General features: G+C 74.5%; 14 protein-coding genes. 9 read left to right on the forward strand and 5 right to left on the reverse strand.

Annotation, left to right across the window (positions count from 1 at the left end; translation table 11 throughout):
- Positions 1-13 precede the first annotated feature (13 nt).
- From ACZ518_RS22905 to ACZ518_RS22915, 3 genes are all read left to right on the forward strand, one after another.
- Positions 14-1228, forward strand: a complete 1215-nt coding sequence (locus ACZ518_RS22905) for an MFS transporter (RefSeq protein ID WP_469114856.1) — start codon at positions 14-16, stop codon at positions 1226-1228.
- 105 nt (positions 1229-1333) lie between these two features.
- The gene (locus tag ACZ518_RS22910; protein ID WP_469115134.1) at positions 1334-2740 is read left to right on the forward strand and encodes a uracil-xanthine permease family protein; all 1407 of its coding nucleotides are present in this window, start codon (positions 1334-1336) and stop codon (positions 2738-2740) included.
- A gap of 76 nt (positions 2741-2816) precedes the next feature.
- On the forward strand, positions 2817-3494 hold the full coding sequence (locus tag ACZ518_RS22915; protein ID WP_469114857.1) for a DUF5995 family protein: 678 nt from the start codon (positions 2817-2819) through the stop codon (positions 3492-3494).
- Positions 3495-3989: 495 nt separating this feature from the next.
- Here the strand turns inward: ACZ518_RS22915 and ACZ518_RS22920 are convergent, their stop codons facing one another.
- Together ACZ518_RS22920 and ACZ518_RS22925 are read right to left on the reverse strand one after the other, a co-directional pair.
- Entirely contained in the window at positions 3990-5687 is a 1698-nt protein-coding gene (locus ACZ518_RS22920; RefSeq protein WP_469114858.1) for a flavin monoamine oxidase family protein, read from the reverse strand.
- Positions 5688-5749: 62 nt separating this feature from the next.
- Complete coding sequence (locus ACZ518_RS22925; RefSeq protein ID WP_469114859.1) at positions 5750-6550, reverse strand: carbon-nitrogen hydrolase family protein; 801 nt, start codon at positions 6548-6550, stop codon at positions 5750-5752.
- A gap of 260 nt (positions 6551-6810) precedes the next feature.
- Between ACZ518_RS22925 and ACZ518_RS22930 the strand changes: the two genes are divergently transcribed.
- Both ACZ518_RS22930 and ACZ518_RS22935 read left to right on the forward strand, forming a co-directional pair.
- Entirely contained in the window at positions 6811-7524 is a 714-nt protein-coding gene (locus ACZ518_RS22930; protein WP_469114860.1) for a GNAT family N-acetyltransferase, read from the forward strand.
- Between the two features lie 205 nt (positions 7525-7729).
- Positions 7730-8026 (forward strand): WhiB family transcriptional regulator, encoded by a 297-nt coding sequence (locus tag ACZ518_RS22935; protein ID WP_469114861.1) that lies wholly within the window; start codon positions 7730-7732, stop codon positions 8024-8026.
- Between the two features lie 6 nt (positions 8027-8032).
- On the opposite strand, the gene ACZ518_RS22940 is transcribed toward ACZ518_RS22935, so the two are convergent.
- The 3 genes from ACZ518_RS22940 to ACZ518_RS22950 form a co-directional block, all read right to left on the reverse strand.
- A complete protein-coding gene (locus ACZ518_RS22940) occupies positions 8033-12637 on the reverse strand; it encodes a hypothetical protein (protein WP_469114862.1) in 4605 nt (1534 codons plus the stop codon).
- A 152-nt stretch (positions 12638-12789) separates the two neighbouring features.
- The gene (locus ACZ518_RS22945) at positions 12790-13245 is read right to left on the reverse strand and encodes an Lrp/AsnC family transcriptional regulator (protein ID WP_179177713.1); all 456 of its coding nucleotides are present in this window, start codon (positions 13243-13245) and stop codon (positions 12790-12792) included.
- A 10-nt stretch (positions 13246-13255) separates the two neighbouring features.
- On the reverse strand, positions 13256-14725 hold the full coding sequence (locus ACZ518_RS22950; protein WP_469114863.1) for an amino acid permease: 1470 nt from the start codon (positions 14723-14725) through the stop codon (positions 13256-13258).
- 655 nt (positions 14726-15380) lie between these two features.
- Here ACZ518_RS22950 and ACZ518_RS22955 point away from each other — a divergent pair.
- The 4 genes from ACZ518_RS22955 (at position 15381) to ACZ518_RS22970 (ending at position 18848) form a co-directional block, all read left to right on the forward strand.
- The gene (locus ACZ518_RS22955; RefSeq protein WP_469114864.1) at positions 15381-16397 is read left to right on the forward strand and encodes a GDSL-type esterase/lipase family protein; all 1017 of its coding nucleotides are present in this window, start codon (positions 15381-15383) and stop codon (positions 16395-16397) included.
- A 141-nt stretch (positions 16398-16538) separates the two neighbouring features.
- The gene (locus ACZ518_RS22960; protein WP_469115135.1) at positions 16539-17480 is read left to right on the forward strand and encodes an SCO0930 family lipoprotein; all 942 of its coding nucleotides are present in this window, start codon (positions 16539-16541) and stop codon (positions 17478-17480) included.
- Positions 17481-17582: 102 nt separating this feature from the next.
- Positions 17583-18398 (forward strand): LytR/AlgR family response regulator transcription factor, encoded by an 816-nt coding sequence (locus ACZ518_RS22965; RefSeq protein ID WP_469114865.1) that lies wholly within the window; start codon positions 17583-17585, stop codon positions 18396-18398.
- 174 nt (positions 18399-18572) lie between these two features.
- Positions 18573-18848, forward strand: coding sequence for a hypothetical protein (locus ACZ518_RS22970; RefSeq protein WP_469114866.1), 276 nt, complete (start codon positions 18573-18575; stop codon positions 18846-18848).
- The last annotated feature ends 53 nt before the right edge of the window (positions 18849-18901 follow it).

The raw sequence follows: 18901 nt of genomic DNA on the forward strand, positions 1-18901 counted from the left end.
TAGTTTACTCCCCATGACCGGGGAACCCGACCTCAGCCCGGCGCGCCTGCGCCACGCCCGCCACGCGGTGGCCGCCGTCTTCTGCGTCCACGGCGCCGTCACCGGCTCCTTCGCCACCCGCATCCCCTGGATCCAGGACCACGCCCAGCTCGGCGCGGGAACGCTGGGCCTGGCCCTCGGCTTCCCGGCCCTCGGCGCGGCGCTGGCGATGCCGCTGGCCGGCCGGATCAGCCACCGCTTCGGCGCCCGCGCCGCCCTGCGCGGGCTGCTGGCCCTGTGGACCCTGTCGCTGGCCCTGCCGGGCCTGGCCCCGAACCTGTGGACCCTGTGCGGGGCCCTCTTCGTCTACGGGGCCACCGCCGGCATGTCGGACGTGGCGATGAACGCCCTCGGCGTGGAGACCGAGAACCGGCTCGGCCGTTCGATCATGTCCTCGCTGCACGGCATGTGGAGCGTGGGCGCCCTGCTGGGTTCGGCCGCGGGCACGGTCGCCGCGCACGCGGGGGCCGACGCCCGGCTCCACCACCTGGTCGCGGCGCTGGCGCTGACCGCCGCCGGGCTGGTCGCCGTACGCGGGGTGCTGGACCTGCGCGCCGAGCACGAGGAGGAGGCCCCGCCGCGCTTCGCCCGGCCCCCGAGGACGGCCCTGCTGATCGGCGGGGTGGGCTTCTGCGCGGTCTTCGCGGAAGGGGCGAGCCTGGACTGGTCGGCGGTGTACCTGCGGGACGTACTGGGCTCGGCGGCCGGTCCGGCCGCGGCCTCCACCACCGCTTTCGCGCTGACCATGGCCCTGGCCCGGCTGGCCGGGGACCGGGTGGTGGACCGGTTCGGGGCGGTGCGGACCGTACGGGCGGGCGGGGTGCTGGCGGTCGCGGGCGGGCTGGTGGTGGTCGGCGTCCGGCAGCCGGCGGCGGCCATGGCGGGCTTCGCGCTGATCGGGCTCGGCATCGCGGTGGTGGTGCCGCTGGCCTTCGCGGCGGCGGCGCGCAGCGGTCCGGCTCCGGCGCAGGCCATCGCCGGCGTCGCGACGATCACGTACACCTCGGGCCTGATCGCGCCGTCGGCGATCGGCGCGGTGGCGGACGCCAGCTCGCTGGTGGTGTCGTTCGGGCTGGTGACCCTGCTGGCGTGCGTGCTGACCGCGGGGGCGGGGGTGCTGCGGACGGGGAGGGCGCCGGGCGCGGCCGGTCCCGTCAATCGGGACGAACCAGCATCTATCCGGCCGTAATATATCCGCTGGCCCACTGCGGTGATCTCTGCGGTGATCCCTGTGGTGATCTACCCGCAGGCGGCCAGGATCCTTGATCGGCCGACGGAACGGAAGTGGTGGGACATGGGCTTCGGCGTGCGCTGGACCCTGCACGGAGACGGGCGGACGCCCGCTCCCGGCGCGGTGGTGCGGCCCGAGGAGCGGCTGTCGTGGCCGCGCACGGCCGGGCTCGGCGCCCAGCACGTCGTGGCGATGTTCGGAGCGAGCTTCGTCGCGCCGGTCCTCATGGGCCTGGATCCGAACCTGGCGATCATGATGTCGGGCATCGCGACGGTGATCTTCCTGCTCGCGACGCGCGGCCGGGTCCCCTCCTACCTGGGCTGCTCGCTCTCCTTCGTGGGTGTCGCGGCGGCGATCCGGGCCGGTGGCGGGGACAGCGCGGTGGTCACCGGCGCGGTCTTCACCGTCGGCGCGGCGCTGTTCCTGGCGGGTCTGGCCGTCCAGCGGTTCGGGGCGCGGATCATCCACGCGGCGATGCCGCCGGTGGTGACCGGCGCGGTCGTGATGCTGATCGGCTTCAACCTGGCGCCGGTGACGGCCTCGACGTACTGGCCGCAGGACCAGTGGACGGCGCTGCTGACCATGCTGTTCACCGGGCTCGCGGTGGTGTGCCTGCGCGGATTCTGGTCGCGCATCGCGATCTTCCTGGGCCTGGTGTTCGGGTACGCGGTCTCCTGGGTCTTCGACCTGCTCTTCGGCAAGATCCACTCCACGGTGGGCGGGCCCGAGGCCGTGGACCACTGGCGGCTCGACCTCTCCGGCGTGGGCAAGGCCGACTGGATCGGTCTGCCGTCCTTCCACGCGCCGTCCTTCGAGTGGTCGGCCATCCTGATCGCGCTGCCGGTGGTGATCGCCCTGATCGCCGAGAACGCCGGGCACATCAAGGCCGTCGGCGAGATGACCGGCGACCCGCTCGACGACAAGCTCGGCACCGCCATCGCCGCCGACGGCGCGGCGTCCATGCTGTCCACGGCGGTCGGCGGCCCGCCCAACACCACGTACTCCGAGAACATCGGCGTCATGGCCGCCACCCGCGTCTACTCCACGGCGGCCTACTGGGCGGCGGCCGGCTTCGCCCTGCTCTTCGGCCTCTGCCCCAAGTTCGGGGCGGTCGTGGCCGCGATCCCCGGCGGCGTGCTGGGCGGCATCACCGTGATCCTCTACGGCATGATCGGCCTGCTCGGCGCGCAGATCTGGCTGAACGGGCGGGTGGACCTGCGCAATCCGCTGAACCTGGTGCCGGCCGCTGCGGGCATCATCATCGGCGTCGGCGGGGTCAAGCTGCACTTCACCGACAGCTTCGAGCTGGGCGGCATCGCGCTCGGCACGATCGTGGTCATCAGCGGCTACCACGCACTGCGCTACTTCGCCCCCGCGCACCTGAAGGAGCAGGAGCCGCTGCTGGACTCCGGCACGTCGGACTACGACGCCGGCCCGGCCGCCGGAGCCGAGGGCGACAAGCGGGGTTGACGGACCTTCGCCCGAACCGGCGAAGCGCACGGCCAAGTTCCCCGCGCGGGCCGTCCGGGCTGGGACGCTGCCCTGCATGGAAGCGGTACTCGCGCGGATGCGCGCCCTGGACGAGCGGCTCCCCGCGCAGGACGGTGTGGCCGTCTTCAACCGCGTGTACATGACCGTGACGCAGACCCTGCACCGGCGGATCGGCCAGGGCGGGTTCCCGGCGCCGCGGCGGGCCGAGACGCTGGCCGTGCGGTTCGCGGAGCGGTACCTGGCGGCGGTGGAGGCGGACCGTGCGCCTGCCTGCTGGCGCCCGCTGCTCCAGTACCGGCGCCACCCGGGCGTACGGCCCCTCCAGCACGCGCTGGCCGGGATCAACGCCCACATCGGGCACGACCTGGCCCTCGCGGTGGTGTCCACCTGTCGCGTGCTGGACTGCCCGCCGGCGGCCCTCGAAGCCGACTTCCACCAGGTCGGCGACACCCTGGTCTCCCTGGAGGAGCGCATCCGGGAGGACCTGATGCCGGGCCCGGACCTGCTGGAGGTCGCCGACCCGCTCACCCATCTGCTGGGGTCGTGGAGCCTGGAGCGGGCCCGGGCCGGGGCCTGGGCGTCGGCGCGGCTGCTGTGGACGCTGCGGCGCTCGCCCGACCTGGCGGAGGAGTTCGAGGAGTCCCTCGACGCCGGTGTGGGGCTGGTGGGCCGCTGTCTCCTGACCCCGACGGCCCTTCGGTCCGCTGCGCGGGGGTGCCCGTCCGGCCGGTGACACCGGTCCGCTGCCGCCGGTCCCGCCGGGCGGGGGTGCGCACCGGCCGGTGACGCCGCCGCGTTTTTGCGGGCGGGCCGCTGCGCGGGGCCGTCCCCTACCCGCCCTTCCACCGTTCCCCGGGGCTCCGCCCCGGACCCCCTGGGGGCTCCGCCCCCAGACCCTCCCCCAGCTACCGCTGGGAGGTGCCCCCAGCGCCTCAAACGCCGGCGAGGCTGGGAAACCCAGCCTCGCCGGCGTTTGAGGCGCGGGCGCGCAGCGCCCGTACGGGGTCAGGGGCAGCGCCCCTGGGAACGGTGGAAGGGCGGGTAGGGGAACTCCGCCCGCGCAGCGGCACACCACCCGCACACGACCCACCGGCCCCCGAAACACGAACCGGCCCCGCCCCGCCCACGCCGGACGGAGTCCGGCGCAGCGGCGCGAAGCCGGTAAGGCGCCCAGGCGCCGCACCGCGCGAGCGGCGCGTCAAGAAGGAGTGCGGCGCGTCAAGAAGGACTAGTCCTCGGGGAGTTCGACCGGGGCGATCTCGTCGAAGACGTCACCCGGGCCCGGGTTGGCGGCGTCCGTGGACCCGCCGAGGTGGTGCATGACGCCCCAGACGGCGTTCAGCGCGGTCTGGACCGCACCCTCGGCCCAGCCGGCCGTCCAGGAGATGTCGTCGCCCGCGAGGAAGATGCCGCGCTTGTCCTCGGGGAGGCGGTCCTGCATGAAGTGCGTGTACAGGCGCCGCTGGTAGCGGTAGTGGCCCGGCAGGTTGGCCTTGAACGCGCCCATGAAGTAGGGCTCGTTCTCCCAGGACACGGTCACCGGGTTGCCGATGATGTGACGGCGGATGTCGACCTTGGGGTAGATCTCGCCGAGGGACTTCAGCATGACCTCCATCCGCTCGTTCGCGGACAGCGGCAGCCACTTCAGGCTGTCGTCGCACCAGGTGTACGACAGGCAGATCACGGCCGGCTGGTCCGGGCCGTTGTCCAGCAGGTAGGTGCCGCGGGTCATCCGGTCGGTCAGCGTCATCGACATGACGTCGCGGCCGGTCTCCTCGTCCTTGTCCAGCCAGAACGGCCGGTCCACCGGGATGAAGAGCTTCGAGGACTCCATGTAGTGGGTGCGCTCGATCGCCGTCCAGTGGTCGATCGGGAAGAGCGTGTCGTCGCACGCGATCTTCGACAGCAGCATCCACGACTGGGCCGTGAAGATCGCGGCACGGTAGGTGCGGATGTCGCCCGACGCGTCGGTGACGGTGATGCGGTTGCCGGCCGTGCGGTGCAGGCGGGTGACCGCCGGACGCGGGGCGCCGTCGTGCAGCGAGGACAGGGACGTGCCCTGGGCCCAGTGCAGGATCTTCTCGGGCTCGCGCTCCCACAGGCGCACCGGCAGCTGCTGCGAGCCCCCGACGATGCCGCGGTGGTGGTCGTCCGCCTCGGTGTAGACGACGCGCAGGATCTCCAGGATGGAGTTCGGGAAGTCGGTGTCCCAGCCGCCGGTGCCGAAGCCGACCTGGCCGAAGATCTCGCGCTTGCGGAAGGACTTGAACGCCTCGGACTTGCAGAGGAAGCCGTAGAAGGTCTCGTCGTCGAGCTTCTCGACGAGCTTCGCCCAGATCTCGCGGATGCGCGGGACGTCCCGCTCGCGCATGGCGGTGTTCATGTCGGAGAAGTCGGCGCCCTCGTCGAGGCAGGCGTTCCACGCGGCGGCGACGTCGCGGTAGACCTGCGGGAGGTCGGCGATGGTCTCGGCGTAGTGGGTCTCGCCCTTGAGGTCCACGACCGTGGAGGGGGTGGCCTCGGCCAGCGGGTTCGGGAAGGGCTGGGTCTGCAGGCCCACGAGGTCGATGTAGTGCTGGAGCGCCGTGGAGGACGGCGGGAAGCGCATGGCGCCCATCTCCGCGGTCAGGCCCTCGGTGCCGGCGCCCTCGAAACCGACGGTGCGCAGACGGCCGCCGATCTGGTCGGCCTCGTACACGACGGGCTTGAGGCCCATCTTCATCAGCTCGTAGGCGGAGATGATGCCGGACAGGCCGCCGCCGATGACCGCGACCTCGGTGCCGTGCTCGGTCGCCGGTATCTGGCCCAGGCCCGCCGGGTGGGCGAGGAAGTCGTCGTAGGCGTACGGGAAGTCCGGCCCGAACATGGTGATCGGGGGCTGGCCGTCGCTGTGCGGAACGGCGGTGGTGGGCACCGTGGACGTCATGGGGGTACGTCTCCTTGCGGCAGAACAGGCGGGGCGGGAAGGGCGGGGGCGGAGCCGAGGGCTCAGACGAGGGAGGCGTAGAGCCCCGGGCGGCGGTCGCGCAGGTACGGGTTGGTCTCGCGGGAGGCTTCCAGGAGCTCCGGGTCGACCTGCCCGAACACCATTTCCTCGCCGCGGCCGGCCCGGGTACGGGTGACCCCGTCGGGGCTGGCGAGGCAGCTGAGGCCGACGAACTCGAACTCGCCCTCGGGGCCGGTCCGGTTGACGTACGCGATGTACATCTGGTTCTCGAAGGCCCGTACGGGGACCAGCTGTTCGGCGACGAACTGGAAGGGGTGCATCTGCGCGGTCGGGACCAGGAGGAGGTCGGTCCCGGCGAGCGCGTGGGCCCGTACGTTCTCGGGGAATTCCACGTCGTAGCAGATCATGATGCCGACGCGGAGGCCGTTCAGGTCCGCCTGGACGACGGGGGCGTCGCCGGGGGTGAAGGCGTCCTGCTCGAAGCAGCCGAACAGGTGGGTCTTGCGGTAGTTCGCCAGCCGGGCGCCGTCGGGGCCGATCAGCTGCGCCGAGTTGTAGACGGTGTCGCCGTCCCGCTCCGGGTAGCCGTACAGGACGGCGATCCCGTGGCGGCGGGCGATGCCCGCGATGGCGTGGGCGGACTCGCCGTCGGCCGGTTCGGCGTACCCCGGCACCTCCTGGAGGTCCAGCGCGTAGCCGGTCAGGAACATCTCCGAGGTCACGAGGAGCCCGGCCCCGCCCTGTGCGGCGCGCGACGCGGCCTCGTCGAGCCGCTTCAGGTTCTCGGCGGTGTCGCCGAGCCGTCCGGAGCTCTGGAGGAGTGCGGTGCGCAGCGGGGGCATGGGCGTACCTCTGTGACAGGTGGGGTGGGGGTCGTAAAACGGTACGTTCGCGCGTTCGACCCGGACAAGCCGTGACCGTTGCGCTGGGCGCATCGATTCGTTGCGCGTTCTGCCCGGTGGGCGGTGATTCGTTGCGCGGGCCCATTCGGGTGGGTCCGGGGCCCGGGCGGGAGCCCGCGACCGCGGGAAAAAGCGGCTGCTCAGCCGGGCCGTCGGGGCTTACCCTGCGGCCGTCCCCTACGGAAGGATCCCGCACCGCCATGGCCGCCGAGAATCCCGCCTCCCCGCTCGACAACCCGGTGTGGGCCTCCCTGAACGGCGCGCACCGCGCCTTCGCCGAGTTCTCGGGGAGCGGGGCCGCCCGCTACCTCCTGGAGGCGAACCCCTTCGCCTCCGTCGCCGACCCGGAGGACCCCGCCGCCTGGGCGGACCTGGCCGCGCTGACCGGGCCCGGCGAGGAGGTGTGGCTGACCGGCCTGCCGACCCCGCCGCCGGGCTGGGAGACGGTGCTGTGCATTCCGGGGGTCCAGCTGGACGGCCGGGCGGTAAGGGCCGAGCACGCGCCGGAGGCGGTCCGGCTCGGCCCCGCCGACGTGGCGGAGATGACGGCCCTGGTGAAGCTGACCGAGCCGGGCCCCTTCCTCCCCCGCACCGTCGAGCTGGGCACGTACCTCGGGATCCGGCAAGAGGGCCGGCTCGTGGCGATGGCCGGGGAGCGGATGCGGCCGCCGGGCTGGACCGAGATCAGCGCGGTGTGCACCCACCCGGACTTCCGCGGCCGGGGCCTGGCGGAACGGCTGGTCCGGTCGGTGGCGGCCGTGATCCGGGACCGCGGCGACCTGCCCTTCCTGCACGCGGCGGCGGCCAACACGGGCGCGATCCGGCTGTACGAGTCGATGGGCTTCACGCTGCGCCGCGAGCCGGTCTTCGTCGGCCTGCGCACCCCGGAACAGTGCATCCGTAACGCGGTTTAACACGGGGTTCATCGAGTTCCGCCGGAGTTGCCCGTAGCGTCGGCGGGACGGAGCGCGGGCGGCGGGAAGACGGCCGTGGCGATGAACACGCAGCAGATCAGCGGTCGTCCGGACCGCCGCCGCGCTCCCGGTTCCCACGGCGGTTGCGGGTTTCAGTGGGCGGCGAGTGGTCAGACGCGGGACGAGGCCACTGAAAGGAGCCGCCATGACCGACCTCTCGCGCCTGCCCGGCGCAGCCCTCCACCACTGGCAGTGGCAGTCCCGGGCCGCCTGCCGGGCGCTCGGGCCCAGCCGTTTCTTCCACCCCGCCGGTGAGCGGGGGGAGGAACGTGACGACCGGGACCGGGCGGCGAAGGAGGTCTGCGCCCGATGCCCGGTCCGCGCCGCCTGCCTGGAGCACGCGCTGCGCACCCGGGAGCCCTTCGGCGTCTGGGGCGGGCTGACGGAGGAGGAGCGCCGCGCGCTGACCGGCCCCGCCGCCCGCCGCGCCCTGGCGGTCTGACCCCCGCTACCGCCGCCTCTCCGCCCAGGCGCGGGCGAACAGCTCGTGCGGGGGCGCCGGGGCGAGCAGCCGCAGCAGCGATACGTGGAGCGTCGTACCCGAGGCCGACGCCAGGTGCGGGGCCAGCTTGGCGTGCTCCACGGGGAGGTGCGGGGCCTTGAGCTCCGTCCACTCGCCCGGGACGAACAGGGTGCGTCCCGCGCGGGCCCGCTTGCCGCTCTCCACCGCGCCGGAGGCCGCCAGCTCCGCCTGGGCGGCCTTGTGCCGGGCCGCCGTCCATCCGTTCCAGCGGCGGACGGCGCGGTCCGTCGGGCGGACCAGGGCCAGCAGCTGGAGGTACAGGGCGGCCGCGTCCGCGCCGACGCCCAGGGACGCGGCGGCCTCCGCGACCAGCTCGGGGGTGCTCAGCGCCGGGTTCGCCTCGTAGCCGCCCTCGGGCACCGGGGTGTCCGCGGCGCGGGCGGCCAGCCGGGCGAGGCCGTCGAGGAGGTCCCGGTGGCGGTGCAGGACGGTCAGCAGGTAGCCCTTCCGGACGGTGGAGGCGATCCGCTCGGTCCGCTCCGTCCGGGCCGGGTCGGTGAGGGCGGCCGCCCGCAGGAAGGCGTCCCCGCTGGGCACGGCCACCACGAACGCCCCGTCGTCGAGGGCCCTGGAGGTGCCGGCGGCGCCCTCCCGCAGCGGCTCCGGGCAGGGCAGTACGGGCCCCTCGTACGGGGTGAACGCCGGATCGCCCTCCGCGACGGCGGCCAGCTCCTTGAAGAACGGGCCCAGGGGGATGAGCGCGCCCGGGCCGTCCAGCTGGGCCCGCAGCCGCCCGTACAGGGACAGGGCGCCCCGGGCGCCGGCGTCGCCGACGGGCCGTTCCGTCAGCGCCCAGGCGATCACGGAGGCGGCGGCGTGGTGGGCGGCCTCGGAGCCGACCAGGCCCCCGATGGTGCCGTCCGGCCCGGTGTGGCGGAGGCCGATGCCTCCCATGCGGTCCCCGACGAGTACGAGGCCGTCCTCACCGAAGGGTGCCCCGTCGGGGGTGCGGCCTGCGGGCAGGGCCCGGGCCCAGGGCAGCGGCAGGCCCAGCTCGGCCTCCAGGGCGGCGGCCAGCTCCTCGTCCACCTGCTCCTCGGCGCCCAGCAGGCCGGTCCACACGGCGGCCATCCGCTCGGCGGCGCGGACGGTCCCGCCCGGTTCCCACAGGTCGGCGAGGTCCTGCGGCAGGCCGGCGGCGAGGACCGCGCAGCGGCCCGCGTCACCGAGCCGCCGGGAGAGCTCCCCGTACTCCGCGGCGAGGGACTTGTTCGCCTTGAACGGCGCGGCGGCCAGCAGCTTGAGGTGCTCGTCGTGGCGGTCGCGGCCGGGGAACCCGGCGAGGACCAGGCCCGCCACGGTGCCCCGGACCCCGGTCAGCCGGGTGAAGGCCTCGCGGGCGGCGGGCTCCACGGGCAGCGGGCCCCGCTCGGCGAGCAGCTCCAGCAGCCGGGGCAGGCGTACGGAGTCCTCGTCCTCGACGGTGGTGGTCACGCAGTCCTCGGCGCCCTCGGGGGCGGGGTCGGCGGCCCGCTGGAGGAACGGGGCCCGCCCGTCGCGGACGGCCCCGGAGGCCAGGGTGTGCCCGGCGGCGCGGAGGGCGGCCAGTGCCTCCTCCCCGGCCCGGCCGGTGCGCCAGGTGCCGCCCGCCTCGGCGAAGGGCTGCCCGCTCCAGGTCTCCAGCAGCGCGGCCAGTGCCGTCCGCTCCCCGTCGGGGGTGGTCGCGGCGGCGGCCCGCCAGGCGACGGCGCCGATCCGGCCGAGCAGCGGCTCCCAGGGCTCGGGGGCGGCGGGCCGGGCCAGTACGCGGGCCTCGTCGTCGATCTCGCCGCGCAGGTGGCGCCCGTCGGCGGCGACGGCGGTGAGCATCGCGGGCTGCTGGGCGGGCTCGGGCTCGCCGTAGTAGCGGGGGCGGAGGGACAGCAGCGGGTGGAGGGCGGGGGCGAGGACGGAGTCGGGCACCTCGGTGCGCAGGGTCACGACGGGCGCGGCCCGCATCACGGCGACCCGGCGGGCGAGCTCGCGGAGCCGGCGCAGGACGTCGGCGGCGAGCCGGGCGGCCCGGTCGACCCCGGCGGCGATGCGCGGTTCGAGGCCGCCGGGCAGGGCGGGGGCCGGGTCGCCGGCGAGGGCGGCGTCGAGCAGGGCGCGTACGGCGGTGTCACCGACGGTGCGCAGGGCCTTGGAGGAGGTTTCGCAGCGCGGCGTGAGGAAGTGCCAGAAGGCGGGCGGCGGGACCGGGCCGGCGTCCTCGCCGAAGCCGGGGGTGCGGCGCCGCTCGGAGCCGGGGAAGCCGTGCACCTGCCACAGGAGGGAGTTGTCCTCGGCGGCGTGGCAGCGGATGGCCTCCTGACCGACGAGCACCCCGTCCTCGCCGCCCTGGGGCATCCGCACGACGGCCCAGGGCTCGCGGCCCCAGCGGCGGCTGCGGTAGGGGGCGCGGCGGCCGTCGACGCCTTCCAGGACGAACGAGGTCGGCGAGGGGCCCGCGTAGGGGGTGTGGTGGAGGACGCGGAAGCCGACGAGCCGGCCGTCCTGGCCGAGCGGTGAGGCGGGGGCGCCTTCGGGGAGGGCGGCGAGGGTCTGGCAGGAGGAGGAGAAGCGCTGCGTGCCGGGCGGGAGTTCGGCGAAGGTGTGGAACTCCGGCGGCTCGGTGTCGGTGAGTACCTCGCCCGTCTCGGGGTGGACGCGGGTCAGGACCTGCCCGTACCGGTGGCCGACGCCGCCGGAGCTCCAGTAGCGCCGGCCGTCGGTCATCTGGACGTCGTACGAGCCGATGCCCTCCCGGCCGCCGGGGCGCAGGACGAGGCCGCCCTCGTGGCGGCCACCGCCGTCCGGGGTTTCGAAGTGGTAGCCGAGGCCGCCCTGGATCATGCCGCCGTAGCGGCGCAGGCCGAGCTGCTGCTCGGGCTCGAAGACGTCCTCGGGGCGGTCGGCCCAGAAGGCCCGGTCCCCGAAGGAGGCCTTGGGGGTGGTGCCGAAGCCGACCAGGAAGGCGCCGCCGACGTAGTGCACGGTGTGCGCGGTCGCTTCCCCGGGGAGCCGGAAGGAGCAGGAGGCGCGGGGGCCGGCGTGGTCGACGGCCACGGCCCGGTCGGGCCCGTAGACGGTCAGCAGCGGCCAGGTGCAGGTGACCCCGGTGACCGCGTCGGGGCCGCCGAGGCCGGCGACGGCCTCTTCCAGGGCGGGCCAGCCGTACTCCTCGGGCAGTCCGGCGCGCAGGGCGCGGGCGAGCGGGCCGGTGAGGTCCGGGGCGGCGAGGGCTTCGTCGATGCCGTCCAGGGCGCGGGCGGTGGGCCGGTCGAGGAGGGTGGCGAGCTCGTCGACGGCCTCGTCGGCGGCTCCGAGGCCGCCCCCGCGCAGGGCTCCCAGGAGGGTCTCGACGCGGCCGTGGACCTCGGCGGCGATGCCGGCGTTCTCGGGGAGGCGGCTGATGGCGGTGCCGGATCCGCGCAGGCCGGCGTGGACGGTGCCCTCCAGTCGGGGGCCGAAGACCGGGTCGGCGGCCAGGGCCTTGAGGTCGCGGCGGGAGCGGGCGTCCCAGAAGACCAGCTCCACGGCGACGCCGGGGTCCTGGACGGCGATGCCTTCGGCGAGGCAGGCGTCGAGGAGGTCGGCGTCCAGCCCCCGGTAGGTGTAGCGGTCCTCGTGCAGCCGCAGCGGGCCGTCGCCGGCGCGCAGCCGGGGGGCGAAGAGGGCGAGGAGCTCGAAGAGTTCGGCGGGCATGGGCTGGCGCATGACGCCGCCGCCGCTGCGGCCGTGGGCGTAGCGGCCGGCGTACCGGGAGAACCATTCGGTGAGGCCGCCCTCGGGGACGATCCGCCCGGTCGCGGCGGCCTCGGCGGCGCCGCAGCCGAGGAGCAGGCGCAGCCAGGAGGAGGCGTCGCCGCGGCTCTCGGGGAAGAGGCCGAGGAGCAGGGCCGCGGCCTCCTCCGTCGGGGGGTGGGCGGTCAGCAGCGGGGTGGCGGCGTCCAGCAGCCGGTCGGGGACCTCCTTGCCCCGCGCGGCGCCGAGGACGAGGCCGAGGACGCGGGCCTCCTCGGCGGCGTCGAGGCCCGCGGCGCGCGCCGAGAGCCGGACGCGGCGGGCCAGGTCGGCGGGGAGCTCGCCGGGCGAGCCGGCCCAGGCGTGCAGGACCCGTACGTACTCCTCGTGCGCGGCGGCGGGCTCCAGGTTCTCGGCCAGCCAGGCCTGGTGGCCGCTGAGCCCGGTGGCGGGCAGGGCTCCGGCCCGGGCGAAGAGCAGCAGGTTGGCCCGGTGCCAGTCGGGGTCGACGGGGAGGCGGTGGGTGCGCTCGGCCTTGCGGGCCAGGGCGTGGGCGCGGGCGGCGGAGCGCAGGTGCCAGGCGATGAGCCTGTGGCCGATGGTGTCCCAGAACCAGGGCAGGTGGGCGGGATCCAGTTCCCGTACGCGCCGCTCCAGGCCGTCCACGTAGCGGCCGGGCTTCTCGTAGGCCCGGTGGATCGTGCCGAGGGCCTCGTCGAGCAGCGCGACGGCGGCCGGCTCGGAGCCGGGGTCGTGTGCGCGGGCCCAGTCGGTGTAGACGGTCGAGAGGTGCGGGTCGGCAGGCGGCTGGATCTGGATCTTCATGCGGCCGATGGTGGCACGCGCCGCCGACAGCCGGTCCGCCGTACCTACGCCGACGCCCCCGCCGGATGGTCCGGCGGGGGCGTCGGTGTGTGTGCTCGGGGGTGTCCGGCGGGTCGGGGCCGGAACCCGGGCCCGGCCCTGACCCCGCCGGACTACGCGGGTGCTCCCGAGGTGAAGCGGCGCAGGAGCGGGCTGAGGACGAGGACGGACTTGGTCCGTTCCACGAAGGGCTCGCCCGCGATGCGCTCCAGGACGCGCTCGAAGTGCCTCATGTCGGAGGCGAAGACCTGGACGAGGGCGTCCGCGTCGCCGGTGACGGTCGACGCGGACACCACCTCGGGGTACCGCTCCAGCCCTCGCCGGATGTCGTCCGGCGAGGTGTTGTGGCGGCAGTAGATCTCGATGAAGCCCTCGGTCTCCCAGCCCATCGCGGCCGGGTCCACGCGGACGGTGAAGCCGGTGATGGCGCCTTCGGACCGCAGCCGGTCCACGCGCCGCTTCACGGCCGGGGCCGAGAGCCCGACCTCGGAGCCGATGTCCGCGTAGGAGCGGCGGGCATCCTCGGCGAGGGCGTGCACGATGCGTTCGTCGAGATCGTTCAGTCGCACTGCGGGCGGATCACTTCTCTGCTGTGGCCACTTCTTCCGTGGCCAGTCGGGAGCGGCGGATGCCGTACAGGAAGTAGAACACGAGGCCCACGACCATCCAGCCACCGAAGACCATCCACGTGGCCATATCGAGGCTGAACATCATGAAGCCGCAGGCGAGGAAGCCGAGGATCGGCGTGACGGGGAAGAGCGCCACCTTGAAGGTGCGCGGCATGTCGGGGCGCTTCACGCGCAGGATGATGACGGCGACGTTGACCAGGCCGAAGGCGAAGAGGGTGCCGATGCTGGTGGCGTCGGCGAGCTTGCCCAGCGGGATGAAGGCCGCGAGGACGCCGCAGAACAGGGAGACGATCACCACGTTGGCGCGGGGGGCGCCGGTCTTCTCGTCGACCTTGGCGAAGACCTTGGGGACGAGGCCGTCGCGGGACATCGCGAAGAGGATGCGGGTCTGGCCGTAGAGGACGGCGAAGACGACGGAGAAGATCGCGACGACGGCGCCGGCGGCGAGGACGACGCCCCAGACGCTGGTGCCGGTGACGTCGGTCATGATCTGGGCGAGCGCGGCCTCGGTGCCCTCGAAGTCCTGCCACGGCATGGCGCCGACGGCGACGAAGGCGACGAGGACGTAGAGGACGGTGACGATGGCCAGCGAGAGCATGATCGCCCGCGGCAGGTCCTTCTTCGGGTCCTTGGCCTCCTCGCCGGCGGTGGAGGCGGCGTCGAAGCCGATGTAGGAGAAGAAGAGGGTGGAGGCGCCGGCGGCGATACCGCTCATGCCCAGCGGGGCGAGCGGGGTGTAGTTGCCGGCCTTGATGCCCAGGACGCCGATGCCGATGAAGAGCAGGAGGGTGACGATCTTCACCGCGACCATGATCGAGTTGACCGTGGCGCTCTCCTTGGCGCCGCGCATCAGGAAGACCATCGAGAGCAGCACGACGACCAGGGCCGGCAGGTTGATGAACCCGCCCTCGCCCAGCGGTGCGGAGACCGACTCGGGGATGGTGACGCCGATGGTCCCGTCGAGGAACTCGTTGAGGTACTGGCCCCAGCCGACGGCGACGGCCGCGACGGAGACGGCGTACTCCAGGACCAGGCACCAGCCGCAGATCCAGGCTATGAGCTCGCCCATCGTGGCGTACGCGTACGAGTACGAGGAGCCGGAGACCGGGACGGAGCCGGCCAGCTCGGCGTAGGAGAGGGCCGAGAACAGTGCGGTCAGGCCCGCGATCACGAAGGAGATCGTCACGGCGGGGCCGGCCTTGGGGGCGGCGGTGCCGAGGACGACGAAGATTCCGGTGCCCAGGGTGGCGCCGATGCTGATCATGGTCAGCTGCCACATGGTGAGCGAGCGGCGCAGCGTGCCGCCCTCGCCCTGCCCGCCCTCGGAGACGAGCCGCTCGACCGGCTTGCGCCGCATCAGCGGGTTCACGGGCTTGCGCGTCTCCGGGGAGAGCGTGGGTGCCTGGCCCTGATCGAGCACGAGGGGACTCCTTTGACACTGCGGATGGGGACGGGTCGGGCGTCGACCGCAGCGGTCCGGAGCAGTTTGCAGACAGGGGTGAGCCCGTCTGGGCATGAGGGGACCGCCGAGCAGGCGGTCCGCGCCACTCCACGTACAGGGGGTGAGCCTACGAGCAGAGTGATACCGCCCGTAATGCACCATCCTTGCACATTGGCGGACGATCGTTGCGCGGATCCGCCCGCCATGGCCGTTTGTTGCGCACGGATGATCGATCGCTGCACGGGGCATCGTCGGGCGGTTTTATTGACACCTCGTCAGATGTGCCGCAGCGTGCCACCAGGGATCCGGCCGCGCCCCACACGGCCGGCGCCGGACTCCGCTTCCCGCACCACACGCTCGTTCAGATGTTCGAGAGGGGGGTCGTGATCGTCGCTGATCCGCCGCGTCCGGCGGCGGTACCCGGCGCGCCGGGAGATCCCGCGGCCCCGGTGTGCTCCGCCGCGGTCGAACCGGGCCCGCGCGGGGTACGGGTGAACGCAGCGGCCCCGGGGAAAGCGTGGACCCCGCAGGTCGCCGCAGCGCTCGGACCGGGGGGACGGGAGCGCGACGCCACCGGGGCACCCCCGGGCCGGGCCGGCGTGAAATCCCCGTACCCGACGATCGGAGACGCGGAGTGAGACCACCACTGGGCCCCGACGGGCGGTGGCAGGACCCCGGCCCCTTCCTGCGCGGGGTCGCCTGGCTGGACAAGGGCCGCCCGGTGCGCGCCGACCCGGACGACACCATGCGGCTGCCCTGGGACACCGGCGAGCGGGCCACCCTCCCCATAGGCGTGCGCCTGGAGTTCACGACGCGCACGGCGCACGCGGTGGAGATCCGCTACCGGGCCACCGTTCCCGGCCCCACCGACGCGCTGCGCGACCTCGCGCACGGCTTCGCCCTGTGGAACCGGCACGGGCTGCTCGCCGAGGTCTTCACCGAGCCCGCCGCCGAGTCCGTCGTACGCCTCGAACTGCCCCGGCAGCACGGCCCGTTCATCCTGCACCCGCCCGAGGGGCAGTCCCCGCTGATCCTGGGGCTGCGCGGCATCGGCGGCGATCTCGCCCCCGCCCCCGAGGCCCCCCGCTGGGTGGTGCACGGGGACTCCATCACCGAGGGGTGGTGGTCCACCCGCCCCGCCCACGGCTGGCCCGCCGTCGCCGGCCGGGCGCTGGGCTTCGACACCGTCAACCTCGGCTACGCGGGGGCCGCGCGCGGCGAGCTCGCCACCGCCGAGCAGCTCGCCGCGCTCCCCGCCGACGTCCTCACCCTCGCCTTCGGCACCAACTGCTGGTCCCGCGTGCCCTTCACCGCCCCGCTGCTGTACGAGACCACGCGCGTGTTCCTCGACCTGGTCCGCCAGGGCCACCCGCACACCCCCCTGCTGCTCCTGTCCCCCGTGCTGCGCCCCGACGCCGAGCGCACGCCCAACCGTCTGGGCGCCACCCTGGGGGCGCTGCGGGACGCGATGGAGCGGGCCGTCCGGGACCGGATCGCCGCCGGGGACGGCCGGCTGGCCCTGCTGCCGGGCCGGGACGTGCTCGGGCCCGAGCACCTCGCGGACGGGCTGCACCCCAACGACGCCGGACACCAGGTCCTCGGCCTCGCTGTGGTCACGGCCCTGAGGCGGGCCGGGTTCGACGGCGGGTGAGTGAGACACGCCATACCGCTCCCGCTGAACAGGGCGCCCCCGCGGCGCCGTGTCCCCCACAAGCAGCCGGGGTCCCGGGGCCGCGCACGACGCGGCGGACCGGCCCCGGACCCGGCGGACACACACGTGGGAGAGAACACCATGGGCATCAAGCGCGGAACCACCCTGGCCGCCGTCGCGGTCGTCGTCACCCTGGCGGCGACCGCCTGCGGGGCGAACGTCAAGGGCGACGCGACCGGTCCTGCCGGGGCCGCGTCCGCCCAGGCCCCCGCCGCCGACCCCTACGCCGACGGGCAGCAGCCCGCACAGCAGGCCGGCGACGCCAAGCCCGCCGGCCAGCTGGCGATCGCGGGCACCGACCAGCTCGGACAGGTCCTCACGGACAGCGCCGGCTTCACCCTGTACCGCTTCGACAAGGACACCGCGAAGCCGCCCGCCTCCAACTGCGAGGGAGACTGCGCCAAGGCCTGGCCGGTGGTCGCGGCGGGCGAGGTCACGGCGGCCGCCGGCATGGACCCCGCGCTGCTGGGCGAGGTGGTCCGCAAGGACGGCGGCAAGCAGCTGACGGTGGCCGGCTGGCCCGTGTACCGCTTCGCCAAGGACACCAAGGCGGGCGACCTGAACGGGCAGGGCGTCGGCGGCACCTGGTTCGCCTTCGCCCCCGACGGCAAGAAGGCCGCGAAGGCGGCGGCCTCGCCCGCCCCCGCCGGGGCCGGCCAGGCAGCGGGCGCGCTGACGGTGGCCAAGGACCCGAAGCTGGGCGACCACATCGTCGACGGCAACGGCATGACCGTCTACCGCTTCAAGCCGGACACCGCCTGGCCCATGGTCTCCAAGTGCACCGGCGACTGCCTGGCCAAGTGGCCGGTGGTACCGCCGGTGGACCGGGCGAACGCCAAGGGGATCACCGAGAAGAACTACCTGGTCCTGGACCGCCCCGACGGCAAGAAGCAGCAGACGGTGAACTGCTGGCCCGTCTACACCTTCACCGGCGACAAGAAGGCCGGCGACACCAACGGCCAGGGCGTCGGCGGCACCTGGTACGCCGTCGCCCCCGACGGCTCGCTGATCACCGCCCAGTAGCCCCCGGCCCCCACCCGGAACCGCGCGGCCCCCGCCTCCCTCCCCCCGGGCGGGGGCCGCGCACCGTTTGCCGTGCCGGAGGCCTTCCCTAGACTCGGCCCCATGCTGCGCGTACTGGCCGTCGACGACGAGAAGCCGCTCCTGGAGGAACTCCTCTACCTGTTGCGCTCCGACCCCCGGGTGCGCAGCGCCGAGGGCGCCTCGGACGCCACGGAGGCGCTGCGCCGGATCACCCGGGCGGTGGAGAGCGGGCCGGACGGGCCCGACGCGATCGACGTGGTCTTCCTGGACATCCAGATGGCCGGGCTGACCGGGCTGGACATCGCCCGGCTGCTGGCCGGGTTCGCCCGGCCGCCGCTGATCGTGTTCGTCACCGCGCACGAGGGCTTCGCCGTACAGGCCTTCGACCTCAAGGCGGTGGACTACGTGCTCAAGCCCGTGCGGCCGGAGCGGCTGGCCGAGGCGGTCCGGCGGGTCCGCGAGCTGCTGGCCCGGCCCGCCCGGGAGCAGCAGCCCGAGCCGGAGCGGGCGGCCGTCCCGGCGCCCCGCCGGCCGGCCGGCGAGGGGTCCGCGGCCGAGCGGGCTCCGGAGCAGATCGCCGTCGAACTGGGCGGGGTCACCCGGTTCGTGGCGATCTCGGACATCGCGTACGTGGAGGCCCAGGGGGACTACGCGCGGCTGCACACCGACGGGGGCAGCCACCTCGTGCGGATCCCGCTGTCCACGCTGGAGGAGCGCTGGGCGGCCCGCGGCTTCGTCCGGATCCACCGCCGGCACCTGGTGGCGCTGGGCCGGATCGACGAGCTCCGCCTGGACGCGGGCACCACCAGCGTCCGCGTGGGCCCGGCCGAGCTCCAGGTGAGCCGCCGCCACGCGCGCCAGCTCCGGGACCTGCTGATGCGCCAGGCCACCGGCTGAGGCCCGCCCGGGGCGGACCGGCGTACGACCGCCCGGCGTACCGACGCGCCGTTCGTCGCGCGGGGACGGGCGTACGGCGATCCGCCGGGCCCGTCGGCCGCAGGGCGGCCCCCGGCGGCGCGTCGCGGGGACCGCGCGCGCCTATCGTGGACCATCCGGCCCGGGAGGAGCGATATGTCCGAGATCCAGGCGCTGTTGGACGCGCTGAGCGGACTGCCCCGTACCGGGCCCTCGGGGCCCGCCGAGGCCGAAGAGCTGCTGGCCCGGCTGCGCAGCGCGGCCGCCCGCTGGGCCGATGTGCTGTACGAGGCCCAGGAGGGCGCCCGCCGCGTACTGCCGCCGCGCGCGGAGGCGGCCCTGACGCTCGCCTTCCGGCGCGCGGAGGAGTCGTACGTGGAGCTGGAGATCGCCCTGCGCGACTGCGCGGAACACCGCGATCCGGCGGTGTGATCCAGGGGCCGGAACGGGCCTGTTGTCCCGCTGGAGGCGCTGCGTAGACTCCC

It is taken from the genome of Streptomyces sp. NPDC033966 (assembly GCF_055575955.1).